This window comes from Deltaproteobacteria bacterium, from assembly GCA_016219225.1.
GTDB lineage: Bacteria > Desulfobacterota > RBG-13-43-22 > RBG-13-43-22 > RBG-13-43-22 > RBG-13-43-22.
The window spans coordinates 1-12,415 of record JACRBX010000144.1 but is presented as its reverse complement, the minus strand read 5'-3'; the positions used below and the strand labels follow the sequence as shown (position 1 = coordinate 12,415).

The following is a 12,415-nucleotide window of genomic DNA, read 5'->3' as shown; positions in this document are numbered from 1 at the left end:
ATTATGAATTCGAATGATGTGGTTATTGTCAGTGCGGTAAGGACACCCTTCGGCCGTTTTGACGGTGTACTCAAAACGATTTTGAGTATGGACCTGGGTGTCATGGTCCTGCAGGAAGTGGTTCGCCGAATCAATCTCGATCCGGGACAGGTGGACGAGATGTACTACGGCACCTGCATTCCCGCCGAATATGCCATCTATACTAATGTGCCGGCCAGGCAGATTACCCTTTTGGCCGGGTTCCCGGAAAATAATATTTCGCTGACCATCGACCGGGCCTGCTGTTCCTCTATGACGGCCCTGCGCCTGGGCTACCGGGCCATCAAATCGGGCGATGCCCAAATTGTTATTGCCTCCGGTGCAGAAAACATGGCCAATGCCGGACTCATCGCCAGTGCGGCCAAGGCCCGCTGGGGTGTGCGCCTGGGACCTCTGGAACTGGAAGATGTTCTCTATGAACTCGGGTACGGCAGAAAAGGCTTTGCCCCAGTGGCCACCGATGCCGGCCAGGTGGCCGTTGAATACGGGGTGACCCGGGAAATGCAGGATGAATGGGCCATAGACAGCCATCAAAAATATTTCCGTGCTTATAAAGAGGGGAAGTTTAAAATCGGTGAAGAACTGATGAAAATCGAAATTCCCCAAAAGAAGGCCCCCATTATCCTCGACCGCGATGAATCGCCCCGGGATAATCTGAGCCCGGAGAAAATGGCTGCTTTAAAGACCGTTTACGGCAGTCCTACCGTTACCGCCGGTAATGCCCCGGGATTAAACTCCGGGGCCTCCGCCGTAGTCCTTATGAGCCGGCAGAAGGCCGAGTCCCTGGGGCTTAAGCCCATGGCCCAGATCCTGGCCTGTGAGGCTGGCGCCGGAACCCCTAAGTACATGGCCTGCGTCCCGGCCCAGACCATCGATAAGATGTTTGCCAGGACCAATCACACCATCGACGAAATGGACCTGATCGAGATCAACGAAGCCTTTGCCGCCGTGACCCTGGTTTCGCTCAAGGAATTGGCCAGGGGGGATGGGGGGAAATGGCGGGCCTTGCAGGACAAAACCAATGTCAACGGCGGTGCCGTGGCCATCGGCCATCCGGTGGGGGCCAGCGGTGCCCGGATTACCATGACCATGATGTACGAACTGATGCGGCGAGGCGGCGGTATGGGTGTGGCGGCCATCTGCGGAGGGCTCTCCCAGGGAGAGGCCATATTGATTAAGGTGTAGTGCAAAAATGCGGTTCAAGGTTCAAGGTACAGGGTTCAAGGCCCGGAAAATACAGTTCGGAGTATAGAGTATAGAGTTCGGAGTTCGGAGTAAACCATTTTCATGTTTTGTCGATGCCCGCTTTAAGCAGGCATGAAGACTTAGAGAGAAAACGTGGTTTCCCCCCTCCTTTATCCTCCCCGTCAAAGGGGGAAGAAGTTAATATGGCTCCCTCCCCCTGGCAGGAGAGGGCTGGGGTGAGGGAAGCATAACCTGGAGGAATACAATGTCAAATTGGATTGAACGAGTGGAACCCTTGACCCTCAAGGGACAGATCAAGGTCCCCTACACCTGGTCGGTCGGCGAGGTGGGGAGCCGCTTTTTAGTGTCGCTGCGGGATGATCAAAAAATTATCGGAAACCGCTGCAGCGAATGCAAGACCGTCTTTGTGCCTCCCCGTATGAATTGCGGTAAGTGTTTTAAGCGTATAACCGATTGGGTGGATCTGAGTCCGGAAGGGAAAGTTGAGGCATTCACCATCGTCCGTTTTGCCTATCCGCTGCAACCGACGGAACCGCCCTATGCCTATGCTTTGATCAAATTAGATGGGGCCGACGTTGGTTTCTTGCACATCATCAAAGGGGACCTGGACCGTTTGAAAAAAGAGGTTCGGGTGAAGGCTAAATTCGCCGGGAAGCGCACCGGCCATATCAGGGATATAGAGGGATTTTCCATTGTTTAGTGCGAAAGAAGAATTTAAGGTTTTGAAATTGTAGCACAGCCGCCCTCGGCTGTGTCCACTAATGACAGGCGAGGGCGCCTGTCCTACATAATCTTGAGCCTGGGGGAGCCTGGCACAGGAGGGTTTAGAGAGGAACTATGGAAAGAATAGCCATCGTCGGCGTGGGACAGACCAAGTATGAGCGGAGAAAAAAGGGCGAGATCTTTTATGACCTGGTCTACGAAGTGACTGTAAAGGCTATGGAGGATGCGGGCTTTACGCTTAATGACATCGACAACGTCATCACCATATCCAACGATTTCTGGGACGGCCGGACCATCTCCTGCATGGCCGTGCAGGAGGCGGCCGGGGCCCATGATAAAAATGTTTCCACCGTGGAAGGGGACGGCACCTTCGGCGCTTTTTACGGGGCCATGAGGGTCCTGGGCGGTTTCGGGACGACCCTGGTGGTGGCCCATTCCAAGGGGAGCGAAGGGGACCCCCGGTTCATTACCAACGGCATGTTTGATCCCATTTATCATCGTCCCCTGGGGATCGAGGTCCTCAGCGCCTCGGCCCTTCAGGCCAATGTCTATATGGAAAAATATGGGGTGACAGAGGAGCAATTTGCCCAGGTTTCAGTCAAGAATCACGGCAATGCCAGAAAAAATCCCCTGGCCCAACTCCCCATGAATATCACCGTGGAAGATGTTATGCGGTCGCGGAAAATCGCTGACCCGCTCAAACTCCTCGATTGCAGTCCCATAAGCGACGGGGCCGCGGCCATCATCATCGCCAATGAAGAGAGGGCGAGAAAAGCACATAAGAAGCCCGTGTGGATCAAAGGCATAGCCCATTGCTCCGAGGCCTACTTTTTAGGAGACCGCGATCTGGCCGACCCGATAGCCCTTAAGGAAGCGGCTAAAAAGGCTTACGCCATGGCCGGCATCCGTGATCCCTTAAAAGAAATCGATGTGGTCGAGCTTTACGATGCCTTCAGTTACATGGAACCCCTCTGGCTGGAAGGCCTGGGATTTTGCGGGCCCGGAGAAGGGGGCCGCATGATTGAAAAGAAGATCTCGACCATGGAGGGATCGCTTCCGGTCAATCCTTCCGGAGGCGTTCTGTCGGCCCACCCGGTCCTCGCGGCCGGACTGGCCCGGATCATCGAGGGCGTGCTCCAGATCCGCGGAGAGGCCGGAGAGCATCAAATCGACGGCGTAAAAACCGCCCTGGCTCAGGGCATCAACGGCCCATGCGGTCAAAGCCATTGCATCTGGATCATGGGCAGGGATCAATAATAGCTTTCAAAAGTAGAACCTCATTAAAAATAGGTCAGGCATCTTGCCTGACAATAGGTTGAAGTCAATATGTAAGGATTAACAGGATTCTCAGGATTTTATTAATCATGTCCATCCTGTAAATCCTGTCAAAATTAAGGAGAAAATAAATGGCCAGACGGGTAGCTATCGTAGGGACGGGTCAGACCCATCATCGCAGCCACAGGCTGGATGTCAACGGCCGGGAGTTGATCCATGAGGCCGTAGAGAGGGCCTTAAAGGACTGCGAATTGACCATCAGGGATATCGATGCCATCGTTATCGGCAATATGGATCATTTCGAATCGATCAATTATGTGGACACCTGGAGTGTTGAGGGCTCGGGCGGGTATATGAAGCCGATCATGAAGGTGACCACCGGAGGAACCACCGGCACATCGGTGGCCATCGCGGCCTACTACCATGTGGCCTCCGGTCTTTTCGATAAGGTGTTGGCCATCGGCTGGGAGAAGAATTCCGAAAGCGATACCACCGGGGCCATCATCACCTGCAGTGATCCGGTCTGGGACCGATTCTCCTATTCGGGGGCCATCCCCAGCCTGGCAACGGAGGCCTCGGCCTACATGGAGCAATACGGGGCCACCCAGGAAGATGCAGCCAGGGTGGCTGTCCGGGAACGGACCCACGCCATGAACAACCCCTATGCCCAGCTTCATGGCCGGCCCATCACCATCAAGGACGTCATGGAATCGGCTATGCTGGCCTATCCGATCAAGCTCTTAGACGTCTGTCCCCGGACGGACGGGGCCTGTGCCGTGGTCTTTGCCGCTGAAGGAACGGCCGAAAGGATCGCCCCCAAACCGGCCTGGATCAAGGCCTGTGCCGTGCGCCATGCCGCCACCTGGTTCGGGGACGTAGACTACAACACCGGTCTCCTTTCGCTTAAGAGGGCCTCCCTGGAGGTTTATGAAAAGGCCGGCATCCGCCATCCGGTGGAGGAACTGGATGTGGCCGAGCTCTATCTTCCTTATTCCTATGCCGGGCTCAAGTGGATTGAGGTACTCGGTTTCTGCGGACCCGGAGAAGGTCCGAAATTTATCTGGGAGGGCCATTCCGATATGGGCGGCAAGCTGCCCATCAATCCTTCCGGAGGGGTCATGAGCACCAATTGTATCGGGGCCACGGCCCTTTTGAGGACGGCCGAAGCCGCCCTGCAGATCATGGGCAAGGGGGATAAACGCCAGGTTCCGGATGTAAAAACAGCCCTGGCCACGGGCTTCGGTGGGTGCTGGTGGTCCGATGCCATTATCATGAGCAGTAAGAAACCATAGATTGAGAATGGCCCCCTTTACCTTTAGACCTCGGAAAAAGTCCAAAATGGCCTATTTTCGTCATTCCCGTGAAAACGGGAATCCAGTGTTTATAATCGGTTAGGCCTGGCTTGGATTCCCGCCTGCGCGAGAATGACGACTTTTTACGACTCCATCATAAATGAAAGGGGGAAAGATGATTGAGGAGATGAAAATGCAGGATGGAAAAAATCAAGAACTGTTGACCCTGAATTCAGGGGACCTGGCCATGCCCTATGAATGGTCCATCGGATTATACGGCAGCCGCTTCTTTCAGGAGATCCGGGAGAAGAGACGATTTTTGGGGATTCGCTGCCCAAAATGCCAAAAGGTTTTAGTCCCGCCCCGGCGGATCTGCGGCCCCTGTTTTCAGAAGCTGGATGAATTGGTGGAACTCTCCGATCAGGGAACGATCAAAGCCTTTTCCGTGGTCAACTATCCTTTTATCGATCCGGCAACGGGCCGGCAAAGACCGATCCCCTATACCTACGGCTATATCAACCTCGACGGTTCGGACAACATCTTTTCCCATCTGATCAATGAGATTGATGAAAGCAAAATCAAGGTCGGAATGAAGGTTCGGGCAGTTTTTAAAGACCAGGCCGAGATGGAAGGAAACATTCAGGATATCCGATATTTCGAGATCATTCGGTAAAAAGGCCTTTAATGAATGAAGAATGATGAAAATCTGACCTTGATTTTGTACATGAGGGCTTAACATAATCAAGCAAAGGTGACCGAAAATGAATATGGCTGGTTTTGAGGTTGAGGGCATCAAGCGATATGGGGAGTTTGAGCAGTTCACTTATCTCACGGATGATTCCAAGAGCGTTCTGACTAATGTGGAGATCGACCGGCGAGCCCGGGCCGTAGCCGCAGGTCTCATGAATCTGAGGGTGCGAAAAGGGGATATCGTGGGGGTGATGGTCAGCAATATTTTAGAAATCCCGGAGTTGATGAACGGCACCATGCGGATGGGGGCCGTTTTTCTTCCGATCATATTCATGCTTACCCCGCAGGAAGTCCGCTATATCCTGGAAGATGCCCGTCCCCGGATTCTTATCACCGAAGAGAAGCTCTGGCCCAAAATGAAGGAAGCCCTGGAAGGCAACACGACCGTACGGAAAATAGTGGTCATAGGCGGAGAGGTCAAAGATGAGAAACCCGGACAGGTGTTGTCTTATGAAGCCTTCAAAAAACAAGGCATCGATCCGGGGGAGGTCGAAGACCTGGCAGCCGACGATCTGGCCATCCTGATGTATACCTCCGGCTCTACCGGCTTTCCCAAGGGGGTCATGCTCTCCCACGGCAACCTGGTCGAGAACATGCTTCAAGGTGCGGCCGTCTGGCCCTCCGGACCGGGCGATTGCTTTTTGGGGGTTGTGCCTATGAATCATATTTACGGGGTCTTAGGTTTTCATGAAAGTTGTTATTTCGGCAGCCGCCTGGTCCTGGTCCCCTGGTTTGACCCGCAGAAGGTCCTGGAAATCATCACGGATTACCGGATTACGGTGGCCGGCATGGTTCCGACCATGATTGCCATGATGATGCCCCTTTTTAATCCGGAAAGGCACAGTTTGAAATCCATGAAGTATCTGGTCAGCGCCGGGGCACCTCTTCCCGAAGAGCTGTTGATCCAGGCCCAGGACCTTTTCGGGATCAAAATATTCCACGGCTATGGCTGTACCGAGGCAGGACCGACGATTGCCAGACAGCGGCCGGATGGAAAGTTCAAGATCGGTTCGGTCGGTCCTCCGGTTCTGGGACTGGAGGTAAAATGTATTAATCAAGAAGGCAAAGAAGTCCGGCTCTTCCGCAGAATCTGTGGGTACTATTTATAAGATCCTAATAAGATAGCTGAGTATTCATGCCGGTTTAGCAGCTTTTGGGGCCACAAATTTAGCCAATAATTATGCACTCAAATTCCTCTTGGCTTTATGAAAAATTGTGCACCTCAAATAAGAAGGACATCGATGATAAATGAGCCGTCAATTCTAATCAAAATCAGCCTACGTCATTAAAGGGCAGAGATGCTTTATAAATAAATGCCAATTTTTTACCCACAGATTCTGCGGAAGAGCCAGAAGTCCTTCAGGGAGAGGTGGGTGAAATTATCGCCAAAGGCCCCGGGGTCATGGTCGGCTACTTAAACAAGCCCAAGGAAACAGCCGAGACTTTGAAAGACGGCTGGCTTTATACCGGGGACCTGGGCCGCTTTGATGAAGACGGAGAGCTATATATCGTGGGTCGGAAAAAAGACCTGATCATCAAAGGTGGTGAGAATATCGATCCGGGGGTTTCGGAAAACCTTCTTTACAAACATCCTGCAGTCCTGGAGGCCGCGGTCATCGCCATTCCGGATACCAAATATGGGGAAGAAGTGGCGGCGGCTGTTGTCTTGAAACCCGGTCAAAGTGCAACCGAAGAAGAATTGATTCTTTTCTTAAGAAACGCTATCCATCATTTTGTAGCCCCCAAAAGGGTTTTTTTGTTGGAAGCCCTTCCAAAGACGGGAACGGGAAAGATATTAAAGCGGGAAATAAGAGAAATCGTAAAAAGAAAATTATAAAATCCGGAAATAAACTTTTAGGCATCATAAATTCTGATAGGCTGTGATCATATGACCGAAGTGTGCATGGCCTTCGGGACCGGGGCATTTTTTTACATTGACAGCGGCCTCGGCCGGGAAATTTCCCAGCCGGAGGCCTTGGAAATCCTCCATAAAGCCATGGATGACGGGCTGGTCCTCCAGCCGGGGAATGGTCAGAAGGTCTGGGGTTTTTGTATGTGCTGTGGCTGTTGTTGCGGTCTTCTCAAGGGATTGAAAAAAATGAAGGCGCCGGCTTCAGTGGCCCATACTAATTTTTTTGCCCAGATCGACCCTGACCGTTGCACGGCTTGCGGCCTGTGCGCCGATCGCTGCCCCATGGAGGCCATAACCATTGATGAGACGGCCTTGGTGAACCGGGGTCGATGTATTGGTTGCGGTGTGTGTGGAGGGGCTTGCGACTTTGAAGCCGTCGAACTTTGCCAAAAAGACGAAAAAGATCGTTATATTCCCCCGGTGGACATAGTGGACATGAAAATGCGGATCGCCCAGGAACGGGGTTTGATATAAGCACAGATGGTGACGACTTTATATTAGATTGTCGCCTCTATACCAAAAGGGCGGTGGAGCAGGGCAGTCTGCCGAAGGTGAATGAATTTAATATGAAGGACTGGAGATTCCCGGCTGAGTATGAAGGTGAAATCACCATTGACCGTAAAAGTGAATCCATAAATCAGCTAAGAGGATAGACAGAATCCATGAAGGAAACAAACCTTAAGAACACGGACCGGGTGATTATCGCCAATTGCAGCGGGTTTTTCGGCGATCGCCTGTCGGCAGCCAAAGAAATGGTCCAGGGAGGGCCCATTGATGTGCTGACAGGAGATTATTTAGCCGAACTGACTATGGCGATTCTCTTCAAACAGAAAATGAAAAATCCGGAGGCCGGCTATGCCCATACCTTTTTGATCCAGATGGAACAGGTCATGGGGGAGTGCCTCGATAAAGGGATTCGTGTCGTGGCCAATGCCGGGGGATTGAATCCCCAGGGCCTGGCCAGGGAGCTTAAAAAGATCGCTGCCGCCCTGGGACTCAATCCGAAGATCGCCTATATAGAGGGAGACGATCTAATGCCCCGTCTTGCTGCGCTGCAGGACCAGGGAGAGTCCCTTACCCATTTGGATAAGGGGATTACGCTGAAAGAAGGGAAAATCACCCCCATTACGGCCAATGCTTATCTGGGTGGCTGGGGCGTGGCCGAGGCCTTGAGACAGGGCGCGGATATTGTGGTGGCCGGTCGTCTGGTCGATGTGGCTATGGTCGTCGGACCGGCGGCCTGGTGGTTCGGCTGGGAACGCCGGGATTGGGACCGGCTGGCCGGCGCCACGGTGGCCGGGCATATCATCGAGTGCGGGACCCAGGCCACGGGAGGAAATTATTCCTTTATTGATGAGGTCCCCTCGTATACCAATGTGGGGTTCCCTTTGGCCGAAATCTTTGCCGATGGGTCCTGTGTGATCACCAAACATCCGGGTACAGGGGGCCTGGTTTCCGTGGATACGGTAAAGGCCCAGCTCCTTTATGAAATCCGGGAGCCAAAATATCTGACCCCGGACGTGATCGCCCGTTTCGACACCATCGACATAGCCCAGGAAGGACCTGAGCGGGTCAGAATCACGTGTGTAATAGGGGAGCCCCCGCCGTCCACGGCCAAGGTGTGTTTGAATACCCTTGGGGGTTACCGCAATTCCAAAACCATTCTTCTGACCGGTCTCGACGTTGAAAAAAAGGCCAGGATTCTTGAGGAAACCTTATTCGAAAGTCTTGGGGGCCGGGACCAATTCACCTTTTCCGATGTGAGTCTCATCCGGTCTGACAAAGAGGATCCCCGGTCGAATGAAGAGGCCTTCGCCTATCTGCGCTTTTCGGTCATCGACCCCGACGCCCAAAAAGTAGCCAAACTGTCGACAAAAATCATAGAACTGGCCTTAGCCAGCATTCCCGGTTTTGCCGGTACGGAGCCGCCGTCCAAGGGGACACCCATCATCAGCCATTGGCCGAGCCTGATTTCGGCCAATCAGATCAAACAAAAAGTGGTTGTGGAAGACCGGGAGACCATCGTTGAATCCTTTTCGGTCGAACCCTTTACTCCCTTTGCTAAGGGGCTTCCTATAAGCCCTCCACCCCCACCCCAGGGCAAAACCATCCGGATGCCCTTGGGCCGTGTTTTCGCCACCCGCTCCGGCGATAAGGGGGGAAACGCCAATCTCGGGGTCTGGGCCAAGACGCCAGAGGCCTTTGCCTTCCTGTTTCATTTTTTGACCACCCACCGTTTAAAGGAACTCCTCAAGGATATACGGCCCTATGAGGTCGAGCGCTATGACTTTCCCAATTTATTGGCGTTGAACTTCTATATCAAAGGGGTTCTCGGAGACGGGGTGGCGGCATCGGTCAGACTGGATCCCCAGGCCAAAACTCTCGGTGAGTACCTGAGGGCAAAGGTTGTGGAGATGCCGGAATCGATTGTTTCCTAGCACCTATATCGGTGATGAGTGGTACCTGGATTTTCATGCCGGGAAGATGGATGAGCGACTGATAAAGCTGTGCCAGGAAGAAAAAATCCGGGATTGATGGATACCCTCCATCCACCACAGGCGGACAGGGTGTTCAAGATATCGGAAGCCCGATATCTTGAACAGGGAAAAAGTGCCGTGAAATCCGTGTGTCAGGCTTAGCCAGACCCGTGCCTAAAGAGTGTTACGCCTTTACATGCGAATCCTGTTAATCCTGGCTTAAACATTTTTTCATCAATTCGGATAGGGAGGTTTTTCTATGGGACAGAATTTTTATAAGCGGAATGACCGGGATGTGCGCTTCGTCTTAAAGGAACAACTTGGTGTCGAACGTTTGCTGGAATTTGAGGCCTACAAGGATTTTTCGATAGACGATTTCGAGATGATCCTGGACCAGGCCCAGAAGATCGCGGCCAATGAACTGGCCCCCACCTTTCAGGACGGGGATCGGATAGGTGCCCGATTTGAAAACGGACAGGTTTCGGTGCCCGAATCTTTTCACCGTTGCTGGGAGGTCTTCAAGGAAGGGGGCTGGTTCGGCTTGGCCGTCAACCCGGAATTCGACGGACAGGGGCTTCCCCTGGTCATTGCCGAGGCGGCTTCCGAGTTCATGATGAGCGCCAACTTTGCCTTCTGTTGTTACTCCGGCATGGGGGTGGGCAACGGCGGGATGATCGAACGTTACGGGAATGATAAGCAAAGGGAGATGTTCGTCAAAAAGATGTACAACGGCACCTGGTGCGGAAGCATGTGTCTGACCGAGCCGGGGGTAGGGTCCGATGCCCACATGGTGACCGTCAAGGCCGTCCCGGATGGTGATACCTTTCGAATTCAAGGGACAAAAATATTTATAACCTCCGGAGAACATAATCTGGTGGAGAACATCATCCATTTAGTGATCGCCCGCATCGAAGGGGCGCCGGAAGGGGCCAAGGGGGTGTCTCTCTTTGCCGTGCCCAAGATCTGGGTCAATGAAGACGGTTCCCTTGGAGACCCCAATGACGTGGCCTGTATCGGCATCGAGCATAAGATGGGGTTGAGCGGTTCGGCCACCTGCGTCATGAACTTCGGAGAAAACGGCAAGTGCCGGGCCCATCTGATCGGCCAGCCGGGCATGGGCCTGGCCTACATGTTCGACATGGTCAACCTGGCCCGAACGGCCGTGGGTCTCGAGGCCGTGGCCTTCGGGGCCAACATTTACGCCAATGTCCTGGCCTATGCCAAAGAGCGGGTCCAGGGTGTGCCTTTCGGGAAAAAGGGGGGCCGGGCACGGATCGTGGAGCATGCCGATGTACGGCGCATGCTCATGAATCTAAAGGCCCTGACCGAGGGGATGCGGGCACTGGTTTACCAGGCCTATTTCATGGAAGATTTAGTCCGTTCCTCTCCCTCGGAAGAGGAACGGAAAAAGGCCCGGGGCCGGATGGAACTGTTGACGCCCCTGGTCAAGGCCTACTGTTCGGACCGGATTTTTGAAATGGGCCGGGAGGGGATACAAATCCTGGGAGGATACGGCTTTACCAAGGAGTACCCGGTGGAGCAATACACCCGGGATTGCAAGATCCTTTCCATCTGGGACGGGACCAATTACATCCAGTCCATTGATCTTATCGGCCGGAAGTTGAACCTGGAAGGGGGTAAAGTATTCCAGGACTGGATCAACGAAGTGAAGCAATTTGTCCAGGATTATAAAGCGAACCCGACCTTTTCTGCGGATATGGGTCTTCTGGAAGAGGCCCTGGAAACCCTGGTGGAGATCAGCCTGTATTATGCCCGCTGTGTCCAGGAGGGGAAAATGGTCCTGATCCCCCTGACGGCCACCCGCTTTCTGGACTCCATGGCCGAGGTGGCCATCGCCCATCTGCTGCTCGACCAGGGCCTGATCGCCGAAAAAAAAATCAAGGAAGGAAATTGCGGTGAGGCCGATGCCCGTTTCTACAAGGGTAAGATCGAGACGGTGCATTATTCTGTCCGCAATTTTCTACCCCAGGTCTTTGGACGAGCCAGGATCATCCGTATGGAGGATACCTCTGCCGTCGATATCAAAGAAGAATGGCTGTGAGGGAACCCCAGTAGCTGTTTCATTGATCCGGTCAATTTATTCGTAGTTTGCTCGCTAATCGCGATGAAGACGGGACATCCTGCCCACGCAGGCACGCCGCTGGCGTGACGGGAAATGTGCTCACCTTCATCCTTGATTTCATCTGGGAGGTCTGCGGTGGAGCTGCATTCAGGCCCATTAATTTTGTGGACATGACCTGCGCCCCGCCGTCGAAAACTGATTATTCCAAGCCCCGGTTCTTGCTTTGTGAGAGCCATGTGTGGGAGGGATTGGAGGAACGATATCCGTATGCCCCGAGAGGAATTGGCAAGAGCAAGGGGGAGACTACTCATAATAAAAGTACGTATTTAGTTAAGTTGACTTCACCTACTAATGTGGTGTTTGGCCAGCGCAAAGGATTGATGATTTTCATTTGAAAGAGAGGGTAACCCGCGTTTCACCCGCAACCGGGCCAGCAAGATTCACTCCAACCGGAAAAGAGGGTCGGGCCAAGTCAACTTGTTGATTATTCATTGTTAATACCTCAGAAATGGGCATTTTCAGGGCCTATATCGAATTTTTCAGGCGGGTTTTCCTTCTACTTTTTGCTGAAAAGTTATTAAAAATCAATAAAATGGATTAATTTTGGCATGAATTTTGTAGGCATGTAAATATCATTTTTTTCTTGACATATATTATT

Annotated in this window: 10 protein-coding genes; all 10 read left to right on the top strand. The window is 52.9% G+C overall.

Going from position 1 to position 12,415, the window contains the following annotated elements:
* Positions 1-3 precede the first annotated feature (3 nt).
* Positions 4-1,224: a thiolase family protein gene (locus tag HY879_12235; GenBank protein MBI5604115.1), complete on the top strand. Its 1,221-nt coding sequence runs from the start codon at positions 4-6 to the stop codon at positions 1,222-1,224.
* Between the two features lie 265 nt (positions 1,225-1,489).
* Positions 1,490-1,945, top strand: a complete 456-nt coding sequence (locus tag HY879_12230; protein MBI5604114.1) for a Zn-ribbon domain-containing OB-fold protein — start codon at positions 1,490-1,492, stop codon at positions 1,943-1,945.
* A 137-nt stretch (positions 1,946-2,082) separates the two neighbouring features.
* Positions 2,083-3,225 (top strand): thiolase family protein, encoded by a 1,143-nt coding sequence (locus tag HY879_12225; GenBank protein ID MBI5604113.1) that lies wholly within the window; start codon positions 2,083-2,085, stop codon positions 3,223-3,225.
* 149 nt (positions 3,226-3,374) lie between these two features.
* Positions 3,375-4,535, top strand: a complete 1,161-nt coding sequence (locus HY879_12220) for a thiolase family protein (GenBank protein ID MBI5604112.1) — start codon at positions 3,375-3,377, stop codon at positions 4,533-4,535.
* A gap of 193 nt (positions 4,536-4,728) precedes the next feature.
* On the top strand, positions 4,729-5,208 hold the full coding sequence (locus HY879_12215; GenBank protein ID MBI5604111.1) for a Zn-ribbon domain-containing OB-fold protein: 480 nt from the start codon (positions 4,729-4,731) through the stop codon (positions 5,206-5,208).
* An 88-nt stretch (positions 5,209-5,296) separates the two neighbouring features.
* On the top strand, positions 5,297-6,394 hold the full coding sequence (locus HY879_12210; protein MBI5604110.1) for an AMP-binding protein: 1,098 nt from the start codon (positions 5,297-5,299) through the stop codon (positions 6,392-6,394).
* Positions 6,395-6,654: 260 nt separating this feature from the next.
* On the top strand, positions 6,655-7,122 hold the full coding sequence (locus HY879_12205) for an AMP-binding protein (GenBank protein ID MBI5604109.1): 468 nt from the start codon (positions 6,655-6,657) through the stop codon (positions 7,120-7,122).
* A 51-nt stretch (positions 7,123-7,173) separates the two neighbouring features.
* On the top strand, positions 7,174-7,671 hold the full coding sequence (locus HY879_12200) for a 4Fe-4S binding protein (protein ID MBI5604108.1): 498 nt from the start codon (positions 7,174-7,176) through the stop codon (positions 7,669-7,671).
* Positions 7,672-7,859: 188 nt separating this feature from the next.
* Positions 7,860-9,635 (top strand): DUF1446 domain-containing protein, encoded by a 1,776-nt coding sequence (locus tag HY879_12195; GenBank protein ID MBI5604107.1) that lies wholly within the window; start codon positions 7,860-7,862, stop codon positions 9,633-9,635.
* Between the two features lie 298 nt (positions 9,636-9,933).
* Entirely contained in the window at positions 9,934-11,736 is a 1,803-nt protein-coding gene (locus HY879_12190; protein ID MBI5604106.1) for an acyl-CoA dehydrogenase, read from the top strand.
* The last annotated feature ends 679 nt before the right edge of the window (positions 11,737-12,415 follow it).

What these genes read in the sequence shown, in the direction of transcription:
- HY879_12190 (MBI5604106.1), top strand. Translation starts at nt 9,934, where the DNA reads ATGGGACAGAATTTTTATAAGCGGAATGACCGGGATGTGCGCTTCGTC.
- HY879_12210 (MBI5604110.1), top strand. Translation starts at nt 5,297, where the DNA reads ATGAATATGGCTGGTTTTGAGGTTGAGGGCATCAAGCGATATGGGGAG.
- HY879_12230 (MBI5604114.1), top strand. Translation starts at nt 1,490, where the DNA reads ATGTCAAATTGGATTGAACGAGTGGAACCCTTGACCCTCAAGGGACAG.
- HY879_12200 (MBI5604108.1), top strand. Translation starts at nt 7,174, where the DNA reads ATGACCGAAGTGTGCATGGCCTTCGGGACCGGGGCATTTTTTTACATT.
- HY879_12220 (MBI5604112.1), top strand. Translation starts at nt 3,375, where the DNA reads ATGGCCAGACGGGTAGCTATCGTAGGGACGGGTCAGACCCATCATCGC.
- HY879_12195 (MBI5604107.1), top strand. Translation starts at nt 7,860, where the DNA reads ATGAAGGAAACAAACCTTAAGAACACGGACCGGGTGATTATCGCCAAT.
- HY879_12225 (MBI5604113.1), top strand. Translation starts at nt 2,083, where the DNA reads ATGGAAAGAATAGCCATCGTCGGCGTGGGACAGACCAAGTATGAGCGG.
- HY879_12235 (MBI5604115.1), top strand. Translation starts at nt 4, where the DNA reads ATGAATTCGAATGATGTGGTTATTGTCAGTGCGGTAAGGACACCCTTC.
- HY879_12215 (MBI5604111.1), top strand. Translation starts at nt 4,729, where the DNA reads ATGCAGGATGGAAAAAATCAAGAACTGTTGACCCTGAATTCAGGGGAC.